This is a genomic window from Thauera sp. K11 (assembly GCF_002354895.1).
Lineage (GTDB): Bacteria > Pseudomonadota > Gammaproteobacteria > Burkholderiales > Rhodocyclaceae > Thauera > Thauera sinica.
Map to the genome: position 1 here is coordinate 4,572,544 of NZ_CP023439.1, position 26,473 is coordinate 4,599,016.

The 26,473-nt window shown below is 59.9% G+C and carries 22 protein-coding genes and 1 pseudogene; 16 read left to right on the forward strand and 7 right to left on the reverse strand.

Annotated elements, in window-relative coordinates:
- Nucleotides 1-369: 369 nt before the first annotated feature.
- The 3 genes from avs3b to CCZ27_RS20050 form a co-directional block, all read right to left on the reverse strand.
- On the reverse strand, nt 370-1,065 hold the full coding sequence (gene avs3b, locus CCZ27_RS23750) for an AVAST type 3 anti-phage protein Avs3b (protein WP_157748660.1): 696 nt from the start codon (nt 1,063-1,065) through the stop codon (nt 370-372).
- Nucleotides 1,031-7,333 carry an AVAST type 3 anti-phage nuclease/ATPase Avs3a gene (gene avs3a / locus CCZ27_RS20045; protein ID WP_198363205.1) on the reverse strand — a complete coding sequence of 2,101 codons (6,303 nt, stop codon included), beginning with the start codon at nt 7,331-7,333 and terminating at the stop codon, nt 1,031-1,033. Before avs3a ends, avs3b begins: the two co-directional genes overlap by 35 nt.
- Before the next feature lie 740 nt (nt 7,334-8,073).
- Complete coding sequence (locus tag CCZ27_RS20050) at nt 8,074-8,694, reverse strand: tyrosine-type recombinase/integrase (protein WP_096451153.1); 621 nt, start codon at nt 8,692-8,694, stop codon at nt 8,074-8,076.
- Nucleotides 8,695-8,926: 232 nt separating this feature from the next.
- Between CCZ27_RS20050 and CCZ27_RS20055 the strand changes: the two genes are divergently transcribed.
- The 8 genes and pseudogenes from CCZ27_RS20055 to CCZ27_RS20085 all read left to right on the forward strand — a co-directional run bounded on the left by CCZ27_RS20055 (nt 8,927) and on the right by CCZ27_RS20085 (nt 14,789).
- Entirely contained in the window at nt 8,927-9,877 is a 951-nt protein-coding gene (locus CCZ27_RS20055; RefSeq protein WP_096451155.1) for an IS5 family transposase, read from the forward strand.
- Nucleotides 9,878-10,125: 248 nt separating this feature from the next.
- Nucleotides 10,126-11,028, forward strand: coding sequence for a restriction endonuclease (locus tag CCZ27_RS20060; protein ID WP_096451157.1), 903 nt, complete (start codon nt 10,126-10,128; stop codon nt 11,026-11,028).
- A complete protein-coding gene (locus CCZ27_RS23755) occupies nt 11,015-11,377 on the forward strand; it encodes a histidine kinase (protein WP_157748661.1) in 363 nt (120 codons plus the stop codon). The genes CCZ27_RS20060 and CCZ27_RS23755 overlap by 14 nt, the downstream gene beginning before the upstream one ends.
- 79 nt (nt 11,378-11,456) lie before the next feature.
- On the forward strand, nt 11,457-11,774 hold the full coding sequence (tnpA, locus tag CCZ27_RS20065) for an IS66 family insertion sequence element accessory protein TnpA (protein ID WP_096449809.1): 318 nt from the start codon (nt 11,457-11,459) through the stop codon (nt 11,772-11,774).
- Complete coding sequence (tnpB, locus tag CCZ27_RS20070) at nt 11,774-12,133, forward strand: IS66 family insertion sequence element accessory protein TnpB (RefSeq protein ID WP_096449807.1); 360 nt, start codon at nt 11,774-11,776, stop codon at nt 12,131-12,133. The genes tnpA and tnpB overlap by 1 nt, the downstream gene beginning before the upstream one ends.
- Before the next feature lie 22 nt (nt 12,134-12,155).
- On the forward strand, nt 12,156-13,934 hold the full coding sequence (tnpC, locus tag CCZ27_RS20075) for an IS66 family transposase (protein ID WP_096449805.1): 1,779 nt from the start codon (nt 12,156-12,158) through the stop codon (nt 13,932-13,934).
- Between the two features lie 67 nt (nt 13,935-14,001).
- Nucleotides 14,002-14,349, forward strand: a pseudogene (locus tag CCZ27_RS24790) (ATP-binding protein); the annotation flags it as partial.
- 2 nt (nt 14,350-14,351) lie between these two features.
- On the forward strand, nt 14,352-14,789 hold the full coding sequence (locus CCZ27_RS20085; protein WP_096451161.1) for a response regulator: 438 nt from the start codon (nt 14,352-14,354) through the stop codon (nt 14,787-14,789).
- Nucleotides 14,790-15,747: 958 nt separating this feature from the next.
- Here CCZ27_RS20085 and CCZ27_RS20090 read toward each other — a convergent pair.
- Entirely contained in the window at nt 15,748-16,188 is a 441-nt protein-coding gene (locus tag CCZ27_RS20090; RefSeq protein WP_157748662.1) for a hypothetical protein, read from the reverse strand.
- Nucleotides 16,189-16,678: 490 nt separating this feature from the next.
- On the opposite strand from CCZ27_RS20090, the gene CCZ27_RS20095 reads away from it, so the two are divergent.
- Both CCZ27_RS20095 and CCZ27_RS23760 read left to right on the forward strand, forming a co-directional pair.
- Nucleotides 16,679-17,299, forward strand: a complete 621-nt coding sequence (locus tag CCZ27_RS20095) for a tyrosine-type recombinase/integrase (RefSeq protein ID WP_096451153.1) — start codon at nt 16,679-16,681, stop codon at nt 17,297-17,299.
- A gap of 205 nt (nt 17,300-17,504) precedes the next feature.
- Nucleotides 17,505-18,431, forward strand: coding sequence for a DUF6236 family protein (locus tag CCZ27_RS23760; RefSeq protein WP_157748663.1), 927 nt, complete (start codon nt 17,505-17,507; stop codon nt 18,429-18,431).
- A gap of 520 nt (nt 18,432-18,951) precedes the next feature.
- Here CCZ27_RS23760 and CCZ27_RS20100 read toward each other — a convergent pair.
- On the reverse strand, nt 18,952-19,716 hold the full coding sequence (locus tag CCZ27_RS20100) for a fimbria/pilus outer membrane usher protein (RefSeq protein WP_096451165.1): 765 nt from the start codon (nt 19,714-19,716) through the stop codon (nt 18,952-18,954).
- A 206-nt stretch (nt 19,717-19,922) separates the two neighbouring features.
- Between CCZ27_RS20100 and CCZ27_RS20105 the strand changes: the two genes are divergently transcribed.
- From CCZ27_RS20105 to CCZ27_RS20125, 5 genes are all read left to right on the forward strand, one after another.
- Nucleotides 19,923-20,204: a type II toxin-antitoxin system TacA family antitoxin gene (locus CCZ27_RS20105; RefSeq protein ID WP_096451167.1), complete on the forward strand. Its 282-nt coding sequence runs from the start codon at nt 19,923-19,925 to the stop codon at nt 20,202-20,204.
- Nucleotides 20,201-20,719, forward strand: coding sequence for a GNAT family N-acetyltransferase (locus CCZ27_RS20110; protein ID WP_096451169.1), 519 nt, complete (start codon nt 20,201-20,203; stop codon nt 20,717-20,719). Before CCZ27_RS20105 ends, CCZ27_RS20110 begins: the two co-directional genes overlap by 4 nt.
- A gap of 364 nt (nt 20,720-21,083) precedes the next feature.
- Complete coding sequence (locus CCZ27_RS20115; protein WP_096451171.1) at nt 21,084-21,842, forward strand: class I SAM-dependent methyltransferase; 759 nt, start codon at nt 21,084-21,086, stop codon at nt 21,840-21,842.
- Nucleotides 21,843-22,440: 598 nt separating this feature from the next.
- On the forward strand, nt 22,441-22,701 hold the full coding sequence (locus CCZ27_RS20120; RefSeq protein ID WP_096451173.1) for a hypothetical protein: 261 nt from the start codon (nt 22,441-22,443) through the stop codon (nt 22,699-22,701).
- A 181-nt stretch (nt 22,702-22,882) separates the two neighbouring features.
- Nucleotides 22,883-23,347, forward strand: a complete 465-nt coding sequence (locus CCZ27_RS20125; RefSeq protein ID WP_096451175.1) for a bacteriohemerythrin — start codon at nt 22,883-22,885, stop codon at nt 23,345-23,347.
- A gap of 66 nt (nt 23,348-23,413) precedes the next feature.
- Here CCZ27_RS20125 and CCZ27_RS20130 read toward each other — a convergent pair whose 3' ends face one another.
- Together CCZ27_RS20130 and gpmI are read right to left on the reverse strand one after the other, a co-directional pair.
- Complete coding sequence (locus tag CCZ27_RS20130; protein ID WP_096451177.1) at nt 23,414-23,803, reverse strand: hypothetical protein; 390 nt, start codon at nt 23,801-23,803, stop codon at nt 23,414-23,416.
- A gap of 152 nt (nt 23,804-23,955) precedes the next feature.
- Nucleotides 23,956-25,596 (reverse strand): 2,3-bisphosphoglycerate-independent phosphoglycerate mutase, encoded by a 1,641-nt coding sequence (gpmI, locus tag CCZ27_RS20135; protein WP_096451179.1) that lies wholly within the window; start codon nt 25,594-25,596, stop codon nt 23,956-23,958.
- A gap of 230 nt (nt 25,597-25,826) precedes the next feature.
- Here gpmI and CCZ27_RS20140 point away from each other — a divergent pair, with 230 nt between their 5' ends.
- The gene (locus tag CCZ27_RS20140; RefSeq protein WP_096451181.1) at nt 25,827-26,471 is read left to right on the forward strand and encodes an RluA family pseudouridine synthase; all 645 of its coding nucleotides are present in this window, start codon (nt 25,827-25,829) and stop codon (nt 26,469-26,471) included.
- Nucleotides 26,472-26,473 lie beyond the last annotated feature (2 nt).

Genomic DNA, 26,473 nt, shown 5'->3' on the forward strand with positions numbered 1-26,473 from the left:
CCCGCGATGATCTAGATTTTTCCCAAAAGTCTAGATTTCGTGGGAATTCGATCAGCCAAGAAAGCCACCTCGAAAGGTGGCTTTCTTCATTTTTGTTAGTCTGTTATTCGGCCTTTGCTGTCATTGGGCCTGCGCCGTGACTAGGTCGGTCATGTGCCGGTCACCAGCCGTTCCGCAGTGAATAGCGTTGGATGGCAGCTTTTCGGTTTGGCGAACGCGAAGTACCGACCCACTGTTGTCATTCGTGGGTTGGCCGGTCTATGTCTGCTGTGCAGCGATTGCAGACGTATTTTTCTGCGTCACGGATGACCGCAACCACCACAAAGCTGTCGACTTCAGCCTGTCGCACCACATTGCCAGCGGACCCGATCATTCATCATTTGGCTCGGCGTCGTCCGCTTCATCGGTCAGCAGGCCGTGCTTTGCTCTCAAGTCCTTTGCGAGGGCTGCCGCAAGAGATACAAAAACCTCAAGCTTCTGTATCTTGTCATTCAAGGCTTCCTTGGCCATCTTCGCTGCTTCAGAGGAACGGTCAAGGCCACTATCCACAAATCTAACAACGCGGACTTCTAACGACACGTCCGCTCCTGCGTCAATGGCACTCTGAATCCAAGGCTGCGTCTCCTCCGAGGCTTGCTCTGCCGCTGTGGCCAGGAAGTACTGCACCAGAATCCGCGCTGCGTCGTCGAGTTTCATGGCCAAGTCGAGCGTCTTCTCGACACCCTCATCGACTTTCATGTCGGCAGGCCGCTCCTGCATGAAGCGAAATCGCGGACCGCTTGTCGTATCAAGTGAATTGAGCGTCCGTAGAAGCGGCTCCAGACTCTTCAAGGGGCGAAGTTGAGTGGGAAGGCTATATCTTCGCTCCCACAGCTGAAAAACCAGTTCCGCGCAGGAGCTTTGTGCTGCGACTCGTTTCTCAGGAGGGGCATTTTCTGCATCTTTGATTCGCGCAGCGAGCGCGTGCGCCATCCACTGAGCAGATTCATCATCCCCAAGCTTCAACTGGGTGACGAGCTGCTTGCCGAGGTCAATTACTGCACTTGAGCGTTCTAGCGATTCCATCTTCTTTAATCAGGTAGTAGCGAACATAAGGTGGTACGTACGAGCCCAAATCTTCGTCACTTGAGCTGTATTGCGAGCCCCGTCGACGCAGACTAAGACTGACAACAAGCCAATGCTCTGGATTGGCGGTGAGGAGTTCCTTCAGAAACGCTCTGTCAGCACTCAAGCGGTTACCAGGAATCGTTTCCTTCTCACGGCCATACCCATTCGAATGGGTCCATGTCTCACTTCGAACGTGCGCACCACTCTTGGTCACCCATCTTCGCGCATCGTCCGCCGAGGTCAGGCCCATTGCCGAGATAGTTGCAGCGTTCGGCTCATCGCCCGGAACGCTCACGCGTTCACCCCATGGGTCGTAGTCGTCAATTCCGTAGGATTCTCCTCGGTCAGATATCCAACGATGAAGGTTGAACTGTCCATGAGAGCCCACTTTCAATGTGGGCTCAGGGAGACCTCCTTCGGATGTTATGTCCTCCTCGTTTGGAGTCCCTTGTTCTTGGTCGTACCGGAAGAAATAGTCGTTTGGGTTCGAGGAAGTTTGCGCCGCAGCGAGAAACGCTGTCGCGGTAGCTCTCGGCACCAGCGCGCTGGTCACAGAAATAGCCTCTTGGGACTCCTGGGGGCCACTTGTCCAATCCCCCGCTACAACCAGCAGCCCTTCGTCAGTCTCTAGAAGACTATCAAGGTGCTCAGCAGTTACCTGCCAGCGCCACTCCTTGTCACCATATTGCTCGGACACGGGTGGAGACTTGGATAGCTGAGGGTCGCGCCTATCGGCGGCCCACATGCCACCCTTGCACTTCAAAAGATGACGCTCAAGCCACTCGCTAAACTCATCCTCTAAGCTGTAACTCGCCTTGCCAACTGAGTGGGTCTTAAGCAGCCTAGCTGCCACTATCATCATTGCGTGATAGGCGCTGTAGACCTGAAGGTCTTCCACTCTCGGCATGGTTCCGTGCGAGTGGCTGGTTTGCTCGTGTTGAAACACGCCCCTTTTATAACGAATGTCATCGTAATGCTTGGTGGTGATAGCCCCGATACGTTCGCTGATAGCCTCGATGGCGCGTCGAGTAATGCCACTCGGCGAGATGCCGAAAACTCGACCGAGAGGTTCAAGCCAATATGGGCCAATGTCAATGCCAAAGTAGTATTTATCTACCACATCGCCCGACGAGTCGTTGGATGGCTGGGTCTCTACCTCGGGCCTCCTGTAGGCGTCATGCTCAACGAGTGGAAGTTCACTTGCGTTGATTTTCTCAGGCGAGCCCAGCGCGGTCATTTCACCTAGGAGTTCAGGTAGTTCGTGCAAAGCGCAGGCTGCGAAATGGCGCAATAGTACGTGCTCCTCCTTGGCGGACATCAAAAGGAATTCGCCAAACATGCTCACCATGTTTCGGTGCTCGGCCGCACACCGAGCTAGCGCTAAGGTGAGCCACAGACGGGAATGCCATTCGTATAAGACAAACCGTTTGTCGACGAACGCTCCGGGTGAACCGACGACTGCGAATTTCGCAAGCGCATTCACAACCGGATTCCAGCCAAGCTCGATAGTCGCTCGAACGGCGTGTGCGGCCTCCCAACGTACAGAAGTGGTTGGTGAACCTAACGCTGCCCAGAGGTAACCAGCCAGTGCAGCCTCGCAGCTGTCGAGCGGCTTCATGCCCTCATTCCAGGGTCCATCGCCATCGTCAGGATGAAGGTCACTTTCGAGGAGAGATAACCCAAAGTGCAGTGCGTCGTCCGCCTCATCGTTTGTCAAACGAGAGGCCAACGGCTCCAACATCTGGAAGAGCTCGCCGGCTGTTAGCACTGTGACCTTGGCTAGAAACCCTTCAAGCACTGCGTCCACAATCTGGCCGTCGCTAACAATGCCCTCGTCAATAATCTCATTGTACGGAAACGAGCTCCACCATCCTTTTCGCCTAGCCGATTCAGGATTTGTTCGGCATACGGATAGCACCACTTCTGCCATCGCTTTGCGCAGAGAAACCGGCTTGATGTTTTGTTTTCCGAGCACGCCGAAAATTTGCCTGAGCTCATAGCTCCCAAATTCTGGCCACTGCGAAATAGCAAGACAGAATTCGGCCGCTCGGCCTAAACCGCATCGTTGTAGTGCTTCTTGGTAGAACTCGTCAGTTTTATAAGGCGGGTCGAAAGTCCTAAGGTGCAGATACGCCGCACGTAGTTCCGCGGAGCTTGTTAGGTCGACCCCCTTGAATAGGACATTCCAGTCTGGGTCGCTTCGTTTCTTTGGCGTCTCCGGTGCGTATTGCCGAGCGGAGTTCCCACCCTCACGCTTAGGCACCCTCGCTTGGGCGAGAAGCCTGTCGATGTCTGGAGCCACGAAGTTACAAGTGCGTGCCAGCTCAGAAACCCTTTCAAGTTCCTCCAGCGACGGCGAACTGACCCTTAGGTAGCGGTAGCCAACGCTGAGCGTTTTCCGCTGTACTTCCTTATTCGATTCGTGTTCAACCGCTTTCACCAGGTCTTCGGCGCGCGCCCATTCTTCGCCAATCGGGCACAGCGCAATTGGCGCGATGCGCGGAAGCAAACCGCGCTTTACAAGGCGGTCGGTTGCAATTCTTAGAAGCTTGTCTGCATAACCGAACTTGCGGTCTCTCCAGCGACTGAGAGCGGCGATTGTCGAGGCTGGGCACAAGCTCAACAATCCATCAATTGTGCGTCCCCAGTCGAAGTGCTTGTCTCTTTCCACATATTCGTACGCCAGCTCCGTGCCTCGCGCCAGGCGGTAGGCGGACTCGGGCCGGGGGTGACTGTCTCTTCCGCTCGCTTCGGCCAGGCAAATGAGCGCGTCCCATCGGGCCAAGTTCTCTTGCCCAACGCGGTTCGACATCTCCACTGCCCGCTCAAAGTAGTTGCGGGCCTCCGCTATGCTGGCCGGAAAAACGGCACGCGCCAGAATTTGGTAGGACTCGACTCTGGACTCCGCGTGCTCGCGATTTTGTTCTATAGCTTCGTAGGCCTTGACGGACACCTCGAGCGCAAAGCTCTCGAGTACCTTTGTACGGGCGGCCAAGCGACAGACACCTGCCATGGTGGCGGGCCAGAAACCTTTCTCCTTCTCTTCAAACCAGGCCCGATATGCAGCCAGTGAAGTGACGTCAGAAATCGACGCATCGCGTAGCGCCCTTATCCATTCCAGTGCAGTGACTTGGTCTAGATTGAAGACGTTGCTGTAGTCCTTGGACCTAGCTGCGTTCGTTGCCTTGAGTGCTTCCTGTGCGGCCTCGCTGAAATCTGCCGAGGTTCTGCCGCAGACAATTTCCGCGCTCAGTCGGTACCAAGCGAAGACACCGCCCGTCCCCCTGTTAAACGCTTCGGCATCAGAACTTACGCTGTAGTGACTCTGCTTCTTTTCCAGCTCTTCTCGGATTTCCTTTGGAGCCAAGTCGATGAGCGCGAGTTGCTTGCCCAACAAGGCAGCCTCAAGCGTGTACGCTCTCAGCAGCGTAGACTTGTCGGACGCGTACCGCTCCGCCAGGTCTCGGGGGGGATGGTCCGGCAAGTAACGGCGTATGACATTTGCCCACGTCGCGTCATCACGTGGCAGCACTCTCAGCGCTTGTAGAACAGCGGACGTGACACCATTTAGCACGCTCCATTTAGCGCTATGACCACCTGGTTCTTGCAGTTGAATGCGACGGGAACTCAATGCACGCATGAGCTTTTCCACAGGCTTGGAAGGCAGTGAGTGTCCGCCGTCGCACGCTTCCGCTACCAGGCCTAGCATCAGCCATACATCTTGCGCACCGTGTTCCGCCAGTTGGTCAAGAAGGTCGTATCGACCAAAGTCCACAAGCCGACGCGCCAAGATGCCTCCGGCGGCCATCGAGAGAGACCTAGGCGTCCACCCTCTGAGAAATCTGACTGAGTGCTCCGGTCCTTCCGCAAGCAATTTGGCCATTGCGAGTTCGGCCATATCGCTAGTTTCGACGCGCTCGTTTTTTTCCTCGCGCTCTTCATGCGCCATCCTCGCCCAGGAATACAGCCAATCTGTCGCCATTCTTAGGCGGCTTCGTGCTTCAGCAATGAATTCCGGACGGCCCGCCAGCAGGCCTGCTTCATAGGCATGATGTGCGCCTGTCCAGCTTCCTCCGAATGTGCGTCGAGACACCAGTTCTTCGATGCGGTCTGGAGAAAGAAGTGCAGAGGCGATGTCCGTGTTCCCCTGTATCAGGTCATTCTGTCGCTCGACACCGGCAAGTTCGCCTGCCACCTTAAGTGCGAGCTTCGCCGCCGGGGCGTAGCGTTTCTCTTGCAGGCAGGCCTTTAGCGCAAAGGTCAGGCGCTGGACCTCCACATCACGGCGCTCGAGTGGGTTCGACGTAGGTAGGCCATCAGCAGAAAGGGCCAGGTCAACCAACTCATCCATTCGCCCCGCGGCAAGAAGCAGTTGAGGAATTGTTGATGCGACGTAGGAGCTGGTGGCAGCTAGGGGTTTCAATCGGTCCAGAAACGTCGCCAACTTTGCCTTGTTTGGCCAAAAATGCTCGCGGAACCAGGTCTCGGAAGGCTCATCCAGGAAGTGAAGACTGCCACCTTTGACCAGCAACGGTCGTCCTAAGTCATAGGCGAAACTTCGTACCGCACTTTCAGTAGTTCCCGAAATATCAGCTAGTACCGCGATTGGAACGAGTGGTCGCAGCACGGCCAAGCCCTGGCAGATTTGGTTAATCTGTTCTGCTTCGATAGAGCCTTCTCGGAACTTGAGCTTTTCGACTGCGCGCTCCAGCAGTTCGGCAATTGCCCGCTCAACTGTGGAGGGTGATGGTCCGAGCGCCTTCAACATGCCTTCTAACGGCAGTTTTCGGCTAAGTGCTAGCGCCTGAACTCGTGGGTTGGAGCTGCTTAAGAAATCGAAGTCGGCGACATCTTTGTCAGTCGCGTTCGGATAGTACTTTTTGAGGTGCTTTGCTGTCTCCAAACGGCTAAACGGGCGCAGTTCAACGTGCGTCGCTTCGGGCGGAGCTCGCAGATGGTCTCGCCGATGGGTCCGACAAGTAAAGACCAGTTTGACGCCGTCTGGCATCTCCGTTCGAATGAGGTCAGGCACGAAGGCCGTATCATTGAACTCAGTAGCTGCCATAACGGCATTGTCGGCAGCGTCGACTATCAAATAGAGATTGGCAAAGGGCGTTTTAGCCCGGAGCAGACCGACGGCCTGAGTCAGTCTTGCAACGAACGCACGCATGTACTGCTTGCTATCAGTTCCGCGGATTGGAATCAAAGGATTGCATAGCCCTTGAGCAGCGAGCTCATTTGCAATCTGCGGGAGGGCGTCTTTTTGTCGATGCCGGAAGTGTTGGGAGCTTCTGTACAGTCCGTCGCCAAAGCAGTCATAGAGCACCGCTACGGCACCTTCAGGGAAAGACTTGGAAAGTTGCCACGCGAGGATGGACTTCCCAACTCCTCCTTCGGCATGAAGGACGACGGATTGAGTGGTGGACTCCAGAATCGTGCGAATCTCTCGCTCCTGCTCGCGAGGAAATGCACCGTCGGTAGGCTCAGCAATCAGACACTTTGCAGGCCAGAGGTCCGCCTCGTCGGCCCCAAGTGCTCGCAGAACATCGAGGCGACGAATGGACGGGTTTGAGGCGTGCTCAGAGGTGGCCTTCTTAGTAACCAATTCTTTGAGCTGAAGTGGTGCGTCCGAGTCTGCCTCGGCCAAGTATTTTCCTACATCCTTGAACAGTAGATTGCGTTGATTCCACAGGTCGGGCTCACCTGCTTCAACGGAGAAGAGAGTGAAGAAGTTTGCAGTTTCGCTGTCGAGCCCCTTCACATAACCAAGTAGCGTATTCGCGACTGACGAATGTCTCGCTGGCTTCCCCTCTGCAAGGTCCTCCAGCGACTCAGCCACTTTTTCATCGATAGGACGGTTGGTCGTGAAGGTAAAGCGCAACTTGTCCTTAAGCTCCTTCCAGGTGAACGTCTTACGCAGTTTCGCAAACCGCTCGGAGAAGCCTTCAAGCGTGTTTTTCAGCCCGCTGGCTGTCCAGGGCTTCTGCACACGTTGCGTGGAATGCTTCAGCTGCACATAGCGAACGAGGCGGGCGTCCTTCAGGGACTCGCTGCCAAAGTAGAACCCCACGTCGATGAGTTCGTCGCCTTCGTTGGCTGAGCCAGGGCCTTCGGCAGCCGATGCGCCCTCAATAGAGATGGCGACCAAGTCGCTCACACCAGGCAAGAGCGAGAGGCAGTGGCGCGCGGCCCAGTGGTAATGGAACTGGTCTCCGTCTCTGCTCATTCGCACCAAGTCGGAGTCGGTGGTTGTGGCGCCAACTGTAGTTGTTTTTGAGTTCATGAGGACTGAAAGATTGCTTTCGGAGCGTCACGACGCAGTGCCACCGGCTTCCCGCTGTTCGGTCGGGAGCTATATGTACGTCCGCGAGACTTGCTCAACCGCAGTTCACTAATTGAGCCAGCTCAACTTTGAAACGGCTGCTGTTTACAGCTTCCACCAAATCCGACTTAGCGCACGCTCCGGTGTCGACATTGGGATTATCGGCTGACGCTACATTTTTATACAGTCATTATGCCACTGTACAAGCCATACAAGCCGTCATTTCGCAGACGCCACCCCAATCTCCGCCGGGCTTAACTGTCGACGCACCATACCGGCCCGCAGAGAAGAAGGTGGTGCTCCCGCCAGGGGGCTGTCTAGCGAGGATCGAAGTTGGGCTGCACAGTCTCGACTGTTGGAGCTTGCAATGCAGTTTGTCGGCCGTCGCTGGGGCAGCGTGGGTGGGTTGAACGGTGGAATCCACTAGTAAAAAAAATGGCCAAACAGGCACAGTAATCCGACGTCCGCGATGCATCGATAGCAGTCGTCGACGCCTCAGGCTTTGGTGACCGCTACCAGCCTGAAGCCGACGCTGGTATCGATCATCCGGAATTCCGCTTCTGGCCGATAGTACCGTCTCGGCATCACCACCGTAAGCTGCCGCCCGCCGCCTCAAGGGTGCTTGGCGGGCGGCCCCTCCAGCGTCAGATCTCGATCTGCTCAGAGATCTCCAAGGCATCATCGACCTCGATGCCCAAGTAGCGCACCGTCGACTCGAGTTTGGAGTGGCCCAGCAGGAGCTGAACGGCCCTCAGGTTCTTCGTGCGCTTGTAGATCAATGTCGCCTTCGTGCGCCGCATAGAGTGCGTACCATAGGCGGACGGATCCAGGCCGGCCGCCGCCACCCAGTGCTCGACGATCCTCGCGTACTGCCGGGTGGAGACATGCGGGGATTCGTGCAGCCGGCTCGGAAAGAGGAAGTCTTCCGACTTCAGGCCCGCCTTCGCGATCCACGCTGCCACGGCCGTGCGCGTAGGCTCGGTCAGTTCGAACTGCACAGGCCGCTGCGTCTTCCGCTGCACGACCATCGCGCGTGAGAGCACCTGGTTTCCATGCGTCACGTCGCGCACCCGCAGGCTGACGAGGTCGCAGCCTCGAAGCTTGCTGTCGATCGCGAGGTTGAACATGGCGAGATCGCGCACCTCGTGCGCGTTCTGCAGATGGATACGGATAGCCCAGATGTCCTTGGCCTTGAGCGGTGCCTTCTGGCCAACCAGCTTCCCCTTGTTCCAGGCTTCCCGATGCGGATGTTCTCGGGTTTCCATGACAGACCCCTTGCTGTTGATCGGAGTCTGATTCTTGAACCGCCGGCGACCGGCGGCTATCGGGGAAGATGTCCAGAGCGTACTATCGGCCAGAAGCGGTCATTGAACCTCGTACCTCAAGCGGACATCCACCGCCCGCATGGTTTATGCTAAGTGCACATTCGGCCCGCTAGGGAATCTCTGATCTATTCATAATCGGTAGAATATTGAGGTTATAAATCGCAGAGCCACCATGAAGCAAACAACCTTCGCCTCGCTGGCCTTCGATAGGAAGAAGAAACAGACTCGCCGGGAGCGTTTCCTCGCCGAGATGGAGACGGTGGTGCCGTGGGCAGCGCTGCTGGCGGTGATCGAGCCGCACTACCCGACGACAGGGCGCCGTGGCCGCGCGCCGATGCCGCTGGCGACGATGCTGCGGATCTACTTCCTGCAGCAGTGGTACGCGCTGTCGGATCCGGCGATGAAAGACGCGCTCTACGAGATCGAGTCGATGCGCCGCTTTGCCGGGCTGGATCTGAGCGACGATGCGATGCCCGACGAGACAACGATCCTCAAGTTTCGCCACCTGCTCGAGAAGCACGGACTGAGCGCGCAGATGATGAACATCATCAACGATACGCTCGAACAACGTGGCTTGCTGCTCAAGGGCGGCACCATGGTTGATGCGACCATCATTCACGCTCCTCCCTCGACGAAGAATGAGGACAAGAAGCGCGATCCGCAGATGCATCAGACGAAGAAAGGCAACCAGTGGTACTTCGGCATGAAGGTCCATGTCGGTGCCGACGTCAATTCCGGCCTCGTCCATACGGTTTCGGTCACGCCGGCCAACGCCTCGGACATCAGCCAGCTGCCGCACCTTGTGCGTGAGGATGATCAGGCGGTGTTCGGCGACAAGGGCTACGTGAACAACAAGCTCAAGCGCCTGGCCCGCAAGGCCGGTGTCTTCTGGGGCGTGTCGCTCAAGGCCAGCAAGCCGCATCCGCTGACCGAGGCGAACAAGCGCTTCAACCACAGGATGTCGTCGATCCGCGCACGAGTCGAGCATGTGTTCCGCGTCATCAAGCGCCAGTTCGGGTACACGAAGGTGCGCTACAAGGGGATCGCGAAGAACGCCGCGCAGGTGTTCTCGCTGATCGGACTGACCAACCTTTATTTGGCGAGGCGAGCCTTGATGAGTTGATGGGCGAAATCCGCCCACTGTGCCCGCAAACGGGGACTCGGGGCTCGAAAGGCCCCGAAACGCAGCGCTAGAAGCGGAGAAATCGATCATCGGAGTCGGCAAAAATGGCTGGCTTGGGTGAGCGTGATCAGAACATCAATTGATCAGGGGTTCCCTAGCTTTTCTGCCCTGTTATTGAGGATTGGAGATGCCTCGATGACAACAAATCGTTAAACCTTCTTCGAGGGAATTGTCCGTTGCCAGATCTAATGACGCTCTCGCCCAGCCAGTTTGAGAACCTCACGCTCGATCTGATGCAGTTGCTCGGCCTTAAGAACTGCGTATGGAGAACGCCTGGTCGTGATGGCGGGCGCGACATTCAGGGTGAATTTTTCGGTGCTGACTTTTCTGGCTTTACTCGGAAGGAGAGTTGGTACGTCGAATGCAAGCGCTACAGTGACGCAGTAAGCTGGCCAACAGTATGGGAGAAAATTGCTTATGCTGACTCGAATAGTGCCGACATACTATTAATTGTGACAAGCTCGACTCTCTCTCCGCAAGCAATCGACGAGGTAAACCGCTGGAATGCGGACCGACGTAGTCTCACTATTCGATTCTGGAACGGACAAGATCTGCTAAACCGACTATCACTTTTCCCCCAAATCTTAGTGAAGTACTGTCTCAGCGAAAACCCCCTCACTGATAGCGCAGTTTCAATTCTTCCACTAACAAAAGTCCTCACGAAATACGCCAATACTGGTAGTGCGCACTCCACTTTTGGCAAAGATCGTGGCCGAATTGATGAAGTCATACAAGCGCTGGCAGAACTTATATCGGCGAGAATTGAGGAAGTCGAAACCAATGGCAAAATCATGGAGCTGCCATTCGTCGCTAGTAAAGACGGTTACCCCTGGCTTGACAGTAACAATTCCGTCGAATCGACACGGATTGACAGATATGTGATGCGCGCCTTACTTGCCTTAGTTCGGTGTCACTCCACCAACGAACGGATTCAGGCCACTGCGGACGGAAGAGTTTTGAATGTATTGTGCAGCCTACCTTCCGCCGCATCGTTCCACGATGACCTTAGAACAGTCGCATTCTGGGGCTGCGTCACGATTAGACTGCTGGAAAATGCCAAGGGGATCGAAATAATCAATGAACACATCTGACTCCAATTACACTCTAGCTCTCATATCAAACATAACCCATCAAGCGATTAATCCGCTAAATGGCGTTATTGGTACGCTGGACAATATTATCGATGGAACTATCGAGGGGCAACGAAGAGAGCAGCGCCTCAAGAGCGCACGTGCGCAACTCGAGTATACGGTTTCGCTAATTCGAAACCTTGCCTACTTTGCCCAATATGGTACCGACGCCACTCCAGATCCACGGTTTAGAAGCACCAAGACATGCATAATTCCACAACTCCTGATTGAAGCTGCACTCTTCTTTCAAGAGCAAGGCATCACGAATAAAGTGCGTATCGAGGTGCTAGATCGGCATGCTCAAAAGTAAGCGCTCCACGAACCCCATCCTTATGTAGTCCCGGGTGAGCCGGCATGCTTTGGCTTCCGTTTTTTCAGTGAGCACGAGCATGTCGGAGCGCAGTACGTTCTGGTTGTCGCACCTGTCGGCAATCGAAGCCGAGGGCATTACCACAAAGGCGTACGCCGAGCGCGAAGGGCTGTCGCCACAGGCGCTCTATCAGTGGCGCAAGCGCCTGGTAGCCGGTGGCCGTGGTAGCCGCGCCAAGCTTGGCGGATTCGTCCCGATCCAGATCGAACCCTCGATGGCGGCCCGCGCGGGCTGCACGGTGGTGATCGATGCACAGTTGCGGCTCGAGTGCGCGACACTGCCGGGCGTCGACTGGCTCGCCGCGCTGTCGGCAGCCCTTGCCGAGCGGGGGCGCTGATGCACCCGGGGCATTCGATCGGCGCGGTGTATCTGTACCGGCCGGCGATCGACTTCCGCAAGTCCATCGGCGGGCTGTCGGCGCTGGTCGAGCAGGAGCTGGGGCTGAACCCGTTCGGCGACGCGCTGTATCTGTTCATCAACCGCCGCCGCGACAAGCTCAAGGCGCTGTACTGGCACCGAAATGGCTTCTGCCTCTGGTACAAGCGGCTGGAAGCCGAGCGTTTCGCCTGGCCTTCGACCGAGGCCGGTGAGCCCCCCTGCGTACTCACGATGAAGGAGCTCGAATGGTTGCTCGAGGGCTTTGATCTGTGGGCGGCCAGGCCACATAAAACACTGCAATACCAATCAGTTACGTAGCATAATCGGGTATAATTGCGGCATGCCGCACCGCCCCGCCGACCCGCTCTCGAACTCCGCCGTTGGCGTGTGCGCATCCGTCCTCCCCGCGCAGTTGCCCGACGATCCGACTGCACTCAAGGTCTTGCTGCTGGCGCAGCAGCGTGCCTTCGAGGCGCGTGAAGCCGAACGACAGGCAGCCCTCGAGGCCCGGGAGGCCGCATTCCAGCAAGCCATTGATGCCCGGCAGGCCGCACTTCAGAAAGCGTTCGATGCCCGCGAGCTTGAACGCCAAAGAGCCTTCGATGCGCGGGAGGCGGAACTGCACAAAGCCTTCGAGGCACGCATCCTCGAGCTCTACGAGCAATTGCGTCTGGCGCGTCGGCGCATGTTCGGGCCCAGCAGCGAATCGCACGCGGGCCAGGGGTGGCTCTTCGACGAGGCCGAGGCGCTGGTCGAGTCCGCGCCCGAGGCGGGCGACACCGCAACCTTGCCGCCGCCGGCCACCGAGACGACGGGGGAGACGCCCGCCGACACCGGCAAGAAGAAGGCGCGCGGCAAGCGCAAGCCCTTGCCGGTCGAGCTGCCGCGCATCGACGTCGTCCACGACGTCCCCGAAGCCGAGCGCACCTGCGCCTGCGGCACACCCATGGTCGAGATCGGCCAGGACGTCAGCGAACAGCTCGACATCGTCCCGATGCAGGTGCGTGTGCTGCGCCATATCCGCAAGCGCTACGGCTGCCCCCAGGGCGACCAGGCGCCGGTCACCGCCCGCGCCCCAGCGCAGGTGCTGCCCAAGAGCAACGCCAGCAACGACCTCCTGGCGATGCTGCTCGTCACCAAGTACGTCGATGGGCTGCCGCTGGCGCGTTTCGAGTACGTGCTCGCTCGCGCGGGCGTGCTCGTGCCGCGTCAGACCCTGGCCCGCTGGGTGATCGGCACCGCCCGGGCGCTGCAGCCGCTCGCCAACCTGATGCGCGACGTGCTGCTCGGGCACGACGTCATCCACATGGACGAGACCCCGGTGCAGGTGCTCAAGGAGCCTGGCCGGGCAGCCACGAGCAAGAGCCAGATGTGGGTGCAGCGCGGCGGCCCGCCGGGTAAGCCGGTGGTCCTCTTCGAGTACGATCCGAGCCGCGCGCAGGCGGTGCCCTTACGCCTGCTCGAAGGCTGGAAGGGGCATCTGATGGCCGACGGGCTCGAGAGCTACGGCGCGATCTCCTTCACCGAAGGGGTGACCCGGCTCGGCTGCTGGGTGCATGCGAGGCGTCGTTTCGTCGACGCCGGCAAGGTGCTGCCCGCCGGTAAGCGCGGCCGGGCCCACGAAGCCCTGGCCCTGATCAGCAAGCTCTACGCCATCGAGAAGGACGCACGCGGACTCAATGACGCCGAGCGCCTGGTGCTACGCCAGAGCAGAAGCCGCGCCGTCATCGACGAACTGCGCCGCTGGCTCGATCAAGCGCTCCCCACCGTGCCGCCCACCTCGGTGCTCGGCGGTGCGCTGGGCTACCTGCATCGGCAGTGGCCGCGCCTGATCCGGTACCTCGAGCGCGGCGATCTGCCGATCGACAACAACCCGGCCGAGAATGCCATCCGTCCCTTCGTCATTGGGAGGAAGGCGTGGCTCTTCTCGGACACCCAAGCCGGGGCGCGCGCCAGCGCGCTGCTCTACTCGCTGGTCGAAACCGCCAAAGCCAACGGCTTCGAGCCGTATCTGTGGCTGCGCCACGTGCTGCGCGCCTTGCCCGCTGCGACCACCGTCGAACATTTCGAGGCCCTCCTGCCCTGGAATCTCAAGGCTGAGCAGTTGATCACGGCGTAGCGGGCTCGGGGAAGGATGGGGTTCGTGGAGCGCTTACGCTCAAAATGCCGTTCAAGGCGATCCCGAGCTCCTTCGGCAGGTTTTCATGAATCTTTTCGATAACTTCGTCAAGTACGGAGTTCCGGAATCTACCGTTGAAGTGAAACACTGGATACAGCGGAAGTCTGGTGATCTCATCGTAACCATGTCTGGCGCTAGTACGCCTTTTGACAGCAGTGAAGATATCTTCGCAGTCGGCGTGCGAGGCAAGAGCGCCGCCGCCAAAACGTCGTCCGGTTCTGGACTTGGATTGCACATCTGCAAGCTGATAGTCGAGCGACTATTTAGGGGTTCGATTCACGCTAGATTCGTGCCCCACACTCAACTAGCCAACTTTCAGCTCAGAATTCCTGGCGCCTTCATAAAGGAAAGATAGAAATGAGCAGCACAGATATTCTCATTTTGGATGACGAGCCGCACTTACTTGATTGGTTGGTCGAGTACATAGAGGCGAAAAACTACAGAGCCACGTTTGCCGTGAATGTTGCCGAGGCAATGAAGGCACTTAACTCTCAGGTGGCTTTTCGCATGATGATTCTGGACCTGAACGTTCCAGCTCCCGGTGAGTACTTTTCGCTCCTAAAGAGTCGTGGGCATACCTACGAGAGCTTCCGAGGATTATATGTTGCTGAGCAGGCGCGTAACATGGGCTATCGAGGTCGGCAGGTGATTGTGTACTCAGTGCATGACATTGAAGAAGTTCGACTGGTCACTGACAGACTTGGGGCGACTTACATCACAAAGGGGCGTCCGCGGGCATTTAAGGCTGAAATCGATCACGTGCTCAGCTTCGATCCGTCGACCCATAATGCATGAGCTTTGGGTCAGCCAGACGGCGGCAGCGTGATGACCTGCATGCTGCTGTCCGGTCGTGCTTGAGAATGTCATCAGGCGGCTCTGGGTCGGGTCGAGACAGCCACCGTCAGTTTGCCGCGCCCCCCAACGCAGGTTCGGACCTGGAAGTCTCAGTCCGGCCAACTGCCGCCCCTCATCCTCTCGACAGAGCGGCTGTTGAAAAGGCCGTTTCGGTCACAGACCTGCCGGACAGCCAACGCGTATAACTCGGCTGGAGCTGCCGGTGGCCTGATGGGCGGAGTCAGGCCGTAATATGTCAGTCACCGGCCGTTCGACCATCAGGCGGCCGCGAACGTCAGCTTCCCCATCGCGCGAAATGGAACTACCGACCCAAAGCAGCTATCGATGTGGCGGAAAGCGGTCACTCAACGACCAGCGTAACCTGCCGGCTTTGAAGCGCAGCGGAAAAACCAGTCCGAGTTGCCGCTGTCGTTGGGCCACAATCGTTGATTACCTGCGGCAAGGGTTACATACGTCATCACATGCCTGGGGACAACCTGTTGTACATGGGATACGGCCACATCGCCGAACTTTCCGCGACACCTCAAGGTACGTCGATACTTGCTCGGCTCCAAACACGACCTTCGATTGCGTAGCTGACAGAAAAGCTGCAAGATCGGACATAAAGCTACCGAAGCCAACCTGAAGGGAACGATAAGCAGTCTCACGATCTGGAGCTCGAATGGACAAAATGGGCTTCGTAACCGCAGGATAGAAGCCCTCTTCGACCCAAATAGCTTCGAACCCAGTCATGGCGTTGAACTGTTCTACAAAGTGATCGGTCTCTTCTCGAACGATCTTTTGCACGCCTTCGTTCCCGAGGATCTCGCCGTAAGTTTGCGCTTGGGCGAAAACGGTCGAAGTGAACATGGCGACGGCCCACACAAAAAATAAACGCGGAATCATGGCATGCCTCCCTTCAAGATTTATTGGCGCCAAATTTGACGTATCCGAGAGTCAGTTGGATCAAGCAAATTATGGCGAACAGAACCAGTGCGGCTAACGAGAATTTAAAAAGATCAGTCTGCACCAAAAGCAGCTTGTTCAGAGTGCCTTCGAAGTCAGAACACTTATTTAGGAGAAGGTAAGAAGAGCGACTTTGAAACTCTACTGCGATCCAGATTGAGCCTGCAATGAGACTGAGCGCCGGTGCTAAAATTAGATACAGAAAGCGGATCATTTTGAAATGATGCAGATTTTTTGTCGTGATCAAGGCGACAATTCCCCCTACGATTGCGATGGCCCAGCTAAGTAGGAGTTCGCTCTGCTTCTGCATCGATGGAATTGCTGGAGTCCAATCAGCTTGCCCTGTCTTTAGTTCGGCAATCTTAACGCAAGGACTTTCGTAGGTATTTTTCACCTCGACGATGCGCGCGCATGAGTATATGGCGGCCAACCCAATCTCTACGAGTAAAAGAATAGCGACAATAACTTTGCACATAGATATCCTCTTATAAGAGGGTCAGTCTGAGGCGCAAACGCATTTTTCCCCACAGATCTGCGGGTCTCATTCCTCCACGGGGTTGGGGTAAACTCGGGAAACCCCGCATCAGTAAAAACGATTTTTTAAACCGGTATCAAAATCTAGCAGAGGGCGTTAAGGTCACTTCGCCGGACCGGCAAGTATCTATGTAAAAAGATGAGGTAAAACAGCGACAGGCAGTTATTTGCCGACAAGAGCTACCCGTCATGCAATTGTTTCAACATAGACGAACGCCATCGATCTGCAAGTGCGATGTAACAGTCACCGGCAGCTTGTGGCCGATAGTACGCTCTGGACATCTTCCCCGATAGCCGCCGGTCGCCGGCGGTTCAAGAATCAGACTCCGATCAACAGCAAGGGGTCTGTCATGGAAACCCGAGAACATCCGCATCGGGAAGCCTGGAACAAGGGGAAGCTGGTTGGCCAGAAGGCACCGCTCAAGGCCAAGGACATCTGGGCTATCCGTATCCATCTGCAGAACGCGCACGAGGTGCGCGATCTCGCCATGTTCAACCTCGCGATCGACAGCAAGCTTCGAGGCTGCGACCTCGTCAGCCTGCGGGTGCGCGACGTGACGCATGGAAACCAGGTGCTCTCACGCGCGATGGTCGTGCAGCGGAAGACGCAGCGGCCTGTGCAGTTCGAACTGACCGAGCCTACGCGCACGGCCGTGGCAGCGTGGATCGCGAAGGCGGGCCTGAAGTCGGAAGACTTCCTCTTTCCGAGCCGGCTGCACGAATCCCCGCATGTCTCCACCCGGCAGTACGCGAGGATCGTCGAGCACTGGGTGGCGGCGGCCGGCCTGGATCCGTCCGCCTATGGTACGCACTCTATGCGGCGCACGAAGGCGACATTGATCTACAAGCGCACGAAGAACCTGAGGGCCGTTCAGCTCCTGCTGGGCCACTCCAAACTCGAGTCGACGGTGCGCTACTTGGGCATCGAGGTCGATGATGCCTTGGAGATCTCTGAGCAGATCGAGATCTGACGCTGGAGGGGCCGCCCGCCAAGCACCCTTGAGGCGGCGGGCGGCAGCTTACGGTGGTGATGCCGAGACGGTACTATCGGCCAGAAGCAGTCGCCCAAGAAATCCAACATGATGGCTGCCTTCGCAGAAAGTCGGTAATAATTATGTTGTTGTATAGTCAAATGCTTATCCGTATTTCTTGCGACTCATTGAAGAGGGCAACATAATGGGCGAAAGTAAACAACGCAAAATATCTGACTCTGGATATGGAGTACGACCTAAAGGCGGCCGGGGCATCATGCTAGTTCCGGACTTTCACGAAGACGGCACAAGCTCTGTGCTGCAAACTGCTTCGCAATTGAACGCAGAGCAAGTGAGATTCGGACTGTGTTTTTGGGAGCGTATTGCGTGGCCAAGCATATATTCCCTCTCTAGTGCTAACGACGCTGATATGGATTTCCTAAGTAGTGCCGGTGTTCTGCTAAGACCAGAAGCTGTATTAGTGCCGAACCTAAAGTCGCCGGGAAAAGGCTTGGCCGAAACTTATTTTCGTGCATACCAGGATCTGGACGCAAAGGAGCCAGGCCGGTGGAGCTTATCGACTACAGCCGAGTGGGACATCAAATTTTTCCTAGGCGAGCACATCGCGCCAGACCGAGGTATCACCGTCTCGTTGCATCGAGCCATTCCTATTCCGACTCGCAGCGTGATGTTGCATGACCTACTGGAATTCAGGGAAAAGAGAGAAGCAGAGCTTCTAGCACTGCGAGCGGAACTCGACAACTGTAAACGCCTGATCACGAGCTCAACAGATCGCGCAGAAACGTTCGCGACACAGAGAGACCGCATCGATGCTGCATGTAGAGACTTACTGCTCGTTAGCCGCGAGAGGAAGATGCCAGTCCGTATCTCTGACCTGTCAATGTCGTTTGAATTCAATGGTCCTGCCGCTGTTTCAGCAACTGCGGCCGCTGCCGCATTCGCCACCAATCCCAACTTCAATGGTCTACAGGCACTTCTGATTTCGATGGGCTTAGCATTGCCTTCCTTCATAAAAGTAACAGGTACATTTGGACTGAAAAATAAGACAAATTTGCAGAGATCTCCTTTCAGATACGTCAGTTATCTACATGAAGAGCTCGATTGGCTCTGAGATAATCAGCATCAATTAGAGATGAGCAGGCGCAACCCGTTCACCGACCAGGTATTTTCAGTTTGGTTCTGTTTGAGATTGCCGCAGTTTTGATGGCAGCACTGCTGCACAGCTGATATAGGTCGACAGCGCTTGAACGGCTGCAATGGGTCGGTAGTTCCATTTCGCGCGATGGGGAAGCTGACGTTCGCGGCCGCCTGATGGCCGAACGGCCGGTGACTGACATATTACAGCCTGACTCCGCCCATCAGGCCACCGGCAGCTCCGGCCGAGTAACAGTCACATCCCAGAAGTCAGAGGGATGCCGAGCGCAGCATCACCGCACAAGGCGGCTGCCCTTCTCACCGGGGCGACTTCCGCATGCAAAACTCTTCAGCCCGTGCATGATCACCCTTGGCCTGCATCGATTCCCTACCGCCATTTGCCGCGAAACGTCTCGCCATGCGCGGCAAACGGCAGCGCCCCCCCTCTCATCCGCAGGCCTGCCCCCACCTGAGCAACCAACACCCCAGCCACTCGCTCACCCCCCACACGCCACCTCCACCCGCGTATAAAACGCCCCAGGATCAGGCACCACATCCGCCGGCGCAATACGGCAAACAGCACCGCTGGCAGCCTTGATCGTCAGCGGTTGCGCCTTGTAGTCCTCCACCACGAACCGCTCGCCGTCCTCCATCAGAGCGACCAGCGAAGCATCCGGGCCGAGTACCTCGTCGCCAGCCCGCAGGCCGCTCGCGCCGCGCACGTGGAACATCACGCGCACCACCTGCACCGTGGGCAGCACGATGCGGGCGACGCTGCCGCGGGCGACTTGTACCTCCGTCACCCCGCCCTGGTAGTCCACGTTTCCGGGCAGGCTGGCGGGGTCGATCGATAGCAGCGAGCGGCCGAACGGCGCCATCGAGGGTACGACGGCGTCGCCGTTGCCGTCCGTCGTCAGGCTGCCCGCGGGGCTGCGGATCTGCACGCCGGCCACGCGCGGCGTGCTCACCACGGCGAAGGTGTCCGTCACCCGGTTGGCGGTGAAGCCCAGCCCGCCTTCGTGCAGCACGACGCCGCCGCCGGCCGACACGGTGGTGCTGCGCCGGCCGTCGCTGATCGCCAGCGCGCCGCCGATGCGCGCGGCGTCGGCCCGGTAAGTGCCGGAGATCATCGCTTCGCCGCGGCCGGATTCCGCGCCCGTGGTGCCCACGGCCATGCTGTAGGCGGCGCGCTCGTCGAGCTGGGCGTTCATCTGCAAGCGCGCGGTTTCGGCGCCGCGCGACAGGTTCGCGGTGGCGGAAATCTGCGTCGAGAAGTCGAGGCTGCGCGTATAGCCGAGGAAGAAGGCCGAATCGCTGCCGGTGGCGCTCGACGTGCGGGTGGCCGGTGTTGAGCGAGTTGAGGTATTCCCATGCTTGGGGCCAGCTCACGAAACGGGAAAAATCGTACGCCAAGGGTTGTGGCGATGTACGGCAATCTGCCGTATTATTGCATCAGGAGGACCATACCATGCCCGCAGCTATTTCTACCGCTCGCCTCGAAGCCCGGATCAGTACCGATCTGCATTCGATGCTCAAGCGCGCCGCCGAGCTTCAGGGACGCACGATGACTGATTTCGTGATCGCTGCCGTCCAGGACGCCGCGCAACGCGCCATCGAGCAGGCCGAAATCATCCGCCTGTCGCTGGCCGATCAGGAGTGCTTTGCACAGGCGCTGCTATCCCCGCCACAACCGGCGCCGGCTCTGGAGCGTGCTTTCGCGCGTCGCCGCAAGCTGCTGCGTACTGAATGAGCGGCACGCCGTTCCTGCTCGCGCAGCTCGATGCCGCGTATGACCGCGCCACGTTCAACAGCGGTTCGGAACCGCTGGACCGCTACTTGCGGGAACAAGTCACCCAGGACGTTCGTCGCCGCGTGGCCGCCTGCTTCGTGGCGCTGGCTGATGGGCAGCACATCGCGGGCTACTACACCCTGGCGTCGGCAAGCCTGCTGCTCGCCGATCTTCCGGTCAGCATCGGCAAGAAGCTGCCGCGCTACCCGACAGTGCCAACGGTTCGCATGGGCCGCTTGGCCGTCGATCAGACATTCAAGGGGCACGGCCTAGGTGGTGCGCTCCTGGCCGATGCGCTCGACCGCGCAGCCCGCTCGGAGATTGCCGCCTACGCCTTGATGGTGGATGCCAAGGACGAGGCGGCGGGCTTCTACCGGCATCACGGTTTCATCGCGTTGCCCGACTCGCCGCGCACCCTGTTCCTGCCGCTGGCCACCGTCCTGCCCTCACGGAAAACGGACAACAAAGCGCGCTGAGGCAAACCATTCTCGAAACTCGTTGCTTCGCCTCGGGTGAATCGAGAACGAATTTCGAGAACATCCCGGCCACGTTAGCACTGGAGTGCCGCTCGGCTTCTCAGCAAACCTTCTCGCAGACCTTCGTTTGCGAGAAGGCCACGTCAGTCCCCTTAGCGTACGATTTTCCCGTTTCGTGAGCTGACCCCAAGCGTGGGCTGGAACAGGTGGAGAAACGGCTCAGTGGCCGGAAGAAGACGTCCAAGGGAGGAAAAGATGCAGTCTGAAGAGGAAGCAGGCCGCCATGCACCACGTCCCTGATCCGAACGAATCGGATCCAAGCACATCTCGTGTCCCGTCAGACCAGGCCAGGGAGAACATCGCGATGTACAGCAGCGCCACGCCATCGAGGAACTGGTTCGACCAGGGCGGCCAAGCCTACGCACGCTTCCGGCCGGATTATCCGGCCCGGCTGTCCGCGTTCCTGTCCTCGATCGCCCCCGACAACGACCTTGCCCTGGACGTCGGCTGCGGCAACGGGCAGCTCACCCTGCAACTTGCCAGTCACTTTGCCGCGGTCGTCGGGGTCGACCCGAGCGCCGACCAGATCGCGAACGCCGTTCCCCACGAGCGCATCCGGTATCAGTGCGCCCCGGCGGAGCGGCTGCCGCTGCCGGATCGCAGTGCGAGCCTGGTCACGGCCGCCCAGGCAGCGCATTGGTTCGATCTGCCCGTCTTCTACGGGGAGGTGCGCAGGGTTGCGGTTGCAGGGGGAATCCTTGCGCTGATCAGCTACGGCGCGCCCAGGTCCGAACCCGGTCTCGAGGAGCGCTTCGGCCGCTTCTACCAGGAAGAGATCGGCCCTTACTGGCCCGCCGAGCGCAGGCTGGTCGATACGGGCTACGCGACCATCGACTTCCCGTTCGAGGAGTTGTCCGCGCCCCGGATGGACATCCGCCTGGACTGGAATCTGGCCGAGCTGCTCGGCTACGTGTCGACGTGGTCGGCCGTCCGCCGTGCGCGGGAAGCGGGGCGGGAAGACGTCCTCCGGTCCTTCGCGCACGAACTCGCGGACGCCTGGGGCGACGCGGGCATCAAGCGTTCGATCACCTGGCCCCTCAACATGCGGGTGGGAAGGATCTGAACACGCGGCAGGGTTCCGTGCCGGCGGCCGGTTTTCGCTGCGGCGACGACGGTCGCCGACGGCGACGCGCCCACCTGGGAGAGTACGTGCCTCCGCGCGGAACGTCGCGCCCACAGGCCTAGGCGAAACACCCGGACGGAGCCGCCGCCGGACAGCATACGCACAAAAAAAGAGCCCGGGCTCTTTCGGGCCCGGGCTGAATCCACACCATTTGGAGGAGGGTGGAGGAGACAACTGCAGATTAGACGAAAGGATGGTGCGTCGCAACAATTCGACTGATGAAAATTTCTATCGTGCCATTAATTTACTTATTGGCCGTTGATGCCTTCCATCCTTCCTGCATCGTCGCCACGATGCCGGCCGAGCCCGGTTTCCGGGCCATGGCCCCTGAAAGGCGCTCCAGGTATTGCGTTCGTTCCGTGGCAGACGTCACGCCCGGCCCCGGGATTCCGCCCGTCATGATCCGCAGTTTCGTCGGGCGGAAGCATTTTGTGGATCTTTTCCATTGTATCGTTCGACCGTAGTGCTATGCTGCAGTGCAATATCCAGGTGGATTTGCAGCACCCTGTCGCTGGACGGGCAACCGAGGACATTGTTCATGATGGATATCGCCAAACTCTTGCGCAGAATCGGAAACGGCAGCTCGCCGGCCGGGATCGACGAGGATGAGAAGTCGCGGCTGCGCGCCGAGAACGCACGCCTGCGGGCCGCCGTCGAGGCGGCTTCCGAAGCGCTGGCCGCCGCGCCGCTGTGGCACATCCAGCATCGCGTGGCCCGCAATATCCTGCTCGACGTGAGGGACGAACTGGCCGAGGCCGGCGACTTCGACGAGCAGCCCGTGGGTTCGTCCAGGCACTGACCGCCTGCAGGACGGGCTGCGCCGCCCTCGTTCGCCGGCCTGCTTTCCGCAAGCCGGCGGCAGGCGATGGGCGATCTGCGGATTTCTTGATGCAGTTCAAGATGGCGCGCCGTCGCCCGGCCTATGCTCCGGGCGTTCGCCCGCCCACCGGCGGCCGCGGCTTCGACGGAGGAACGGCACCGTGCCCATCAACTGGAATCCCGAACTCGACACCGGCATCGACGTCGTCGATCAGCAGCACCGGCGCATCGTCGACTACATCAACGTCCTGGAGGCCGCCAACGGCGGGCACGACCGCGAGGCGGTCGGACGCACGCTCGACGACATCGTCGATTACACGATGTCGCACTTCGCGTTCGAGGAAAGCCTGCAGGAAGAGGCGGGCTACGTTTTCTGCAAGGCACACAAGCGGGTGCATGAACTCTTCGTGCGCCGGGTGAACGAGTACGTCGAGCGCCATCGGCTCGGCGACGACGTCGGCCACGAACTGCACGCGCTGCTCGCGAACTGGCTGATCAATCACATCAAGCGCGAAGATGCCGACTACGTGGGCGCGGTGAAGGCCAACATGATCGACGTCATCGCCAAGAAGCGCGAGCAGCAGGGAGCCGGCTGGTTCCGGCGCTTCTTCAGGCGCGCCGCCTGAGGCCGTCCGTTTCCGGACATCCCTCGCGGGAGGAGGAGCCTCCTGCGGCCGGCGGAGCGGAAGCGCTCAGGCCGGACGGCACTCGTTGGCGATCGGCTTTTGCGTCCTGCCGTCCAGCAGCAGGCCCTTCCAGGGCAGGTCGATCCACACCAGGCCGTTGGCGACGTCCTCGAAACGCGGCAGGCCGGAATATGACGGGTCGCGTTCAAGCTGGTAGCTGCGGCCGTTCCACGCCAACTGGATGCGCTGATTCACCTGGTCGCGCATCTCGCGGCCGATCTGCAGCCGGACCCCCAGCTCGCAGTGGTATTCGCCGCTGGCCAGGGTGAATTCGAACTGGCCGTTGCGCAGCACGCCGCCGGCATCCGAGGCGGCCGGCGGCGCCGGCGGCCGGGTGGTGCAGGCCGACAGCAGAAGCATCGGGACGGCGAGTAGCGCAAGCCGGGGGAGGATCATGCGGGCAAACCTTTCTTTGCTGGGCGGGCGGCCCGGACAGAGGAGATGGCCGATTCTAAGCCGGCGCCCTGCCCGGCCGCACGCTTGCCGGACCGGCAAAGCGGTAAGCAATCGTTGCAGCCGGGCCGGGGCATGGAAAGGATCGGCCCGGCCTACTTCACCACAAGCAGGCTGTCGTCCCACTTCGGGTGCTTTTCCAGCCCCACCAGGTTCGCCACCGTCGCCGCGATGCTGGAGAGGCCGGCGGCCTCGGTCTGCTCCAGGCCCAGCCTGCCGCCGCTGACGTTGTCGTAGAGGATCAGCGGCACGGGGTTCAGCGTGTGGGCGGTCTTGGCCTTGAAGCTGCCGTCCTTGTTCAGCGCCGGCTGCCGGGTCTTCTTGTCGAGTTCGAACATCTCGTCGGCGTTGCCGTGGTCGGCAGTGATCAGCGCCACGCCGCCCGCGGCGTCGATCGCCGGCAGTAGGCGCGACAGCGCGAGGTCGACCGCCTCGATCGCCATCGTCGCGGCGCGGAAGTTGCCGGTGTGGCCCACCATGTCGCCGTTGGCGTAGTTGCAGCGCAGCAGCCTGTAGCGGCCGGACTGCAGCGCGGCGATCATCGCGTCGGTGATCTCGGCCGCCTTCATCCACGGCCGCTGCTCGAAGGGCACGACGTCGCTCGGCACTTCCTGCCAGGTCTCGCCGTCGAACCTGCCTGAGCGGTTGCCGTTCCAGAAGTAGGTGACGTGGCCGAACTTCTGCGTCTCGGAGCAGGCGAACTGCGCCAGCCCCATCCTGCCGAACCACTCGCCCGAGGTGTCGGTGATGGCCGGCGGCGCCACCAGGAAGCGCCTCGGCAACTGCAGGTCGCCGTCGTACTGCAGCATGCCGGCATAGGTCACGCGCGGCGTGCGCACGCGGTCGAACTTGTCGAAATCGTCGTCGACGAAGGCGCGGGTGATCTCGATCGCGCGGTCGCCGCGGAAGTTGTAGAACACCACCGAATCGCCATCCTCGATGGTGCCGATGGGCCTGCCGCCCTCGGCGACGACGAATTCGGGCAGGTCCTGATCGATGGTGCCGGGGTGCTTCTCGCGCAGGCCCTCGACCGCCTCGGTGGCGTTGGCGAACTGCGGCCCTTCGCCCAGCACGTGGGTGCGCCAGCCGCGCTCGACCATCGGCCAGTTGGCGTCGTAGCGGTCCATGGTGATGTACTGGCGGCCGCCGCCGGAGGCGATGCGCGCATCGAAGCCGCCGGTGCTGATTTCGGCGAGGAACGCCTCGAAGGGCACGACGTAGTCCAGCGCGCTGGTCTCGGGCACGTCGCGGCCGTCGAGCAGGGCATGGATGCGCACCGTGTTCACGCCTTCGGCCCTGGCCTGCACGACCATCGCCTTCAGGTGGTCGATGTGGCTGTGCACGTTGCCGTCGGAGAACAGGCCGATGAAGTGGATCACGCCGCGGCCCGCCCTGGCGCCGGCGACGACTTCCTTCCATGCCGCGCCCTGCCAGATCGCACCGTCGGCGATGGCGTCGGCGACCAGCGCCGCGCCCTGGGCATAGACCTGGCCGGCGCCGATCGCGTTGTGGCCGACCTCGGAGTTGCCCATGTCGTCGTCCGACGGCATGCCCACCGCCGTGCCGTGGGCGCGCAGCCGGATGTTGGGGTAGCGGGCGAAGAGGCGGTCCAGCGTCGGCTTGCGCGCCGCGTCGATCGCACTGCCGGCCGTGTGCTCGGGAATGCCGTAGCCGTCCATGACGATCACGACGACGGGGCCCTGCACGCCGGCAAAGGCGGAGAACTTCTGCAGCATGGTCACTTCCTGAAAGAACGAGATGCGGGGCCGGCCGCGAGCACGGGCGGGCGGACCGGACGAACAGCGGCGAAAGATAGCACTAACCGCCGCACCGCAGCATCCCGGAAATGCCCGGCCCGTCGCTCGCCCGTGCGCCTGCGGCGCCTCGCCCGCACGGACGCCGCCGAAGGCCCGTGCCCGCCCGCGGGCTCGACAGACCGGGCGGCATCGGGCCAGACTCGCGTGCCATGGCCGACCTCGCCCCCACCATCCTGTACGCCGACGACTTCGTGATCGTCGCCGACAAGCCTGCCGGCCTGCTGTCGGTGCCGGCCGGCGGCGAAGGCCGCCAGGACTGCCTCGCCGCCCGCGTCCGGGCGCTGCATGCCGAAGCGCTGATCGTGCACCGGCTGGACATGGCGACCTCGGGCCTGGTGCTGTTCGCGCGCGGCGCCGAGATGCTGCGGCGCATGAGCCTCGCCTTCGAGCAGCGGATGGTCGGCAAGCAATACGTCGCCCTGGTGCACGGCTGCGTCGCCGCCGATGCCGGCGAGATCGCACTGCCGCTGCGCGCGGACCCGAACGACCGTCCGCGCACGATCGTGGATCCGCTGCGCGGCCGCCGCGCGCTGACGCGCTACCGGGTGGTCTCGCGCGGCGGCACGGGCGACGGTGCCGTGTCGCGTGTGGAACTCAAACCCGTCACCGGCCGTTCGCACCAGTTGCGCGTGCACCTGATGTCCATCGGCCACGCCATCCTCGGCGATCCGCTGTACGCCCCGCCCGGCAGCGCGGCGCGCCACGGCTGCATGCACCTGCACGCGGAGCGCATCGCCTTCATGCATCCGCAGACGCGGGTGCCGATGAGCTTCGCCAGCGCGGTTCCGTTCTGACG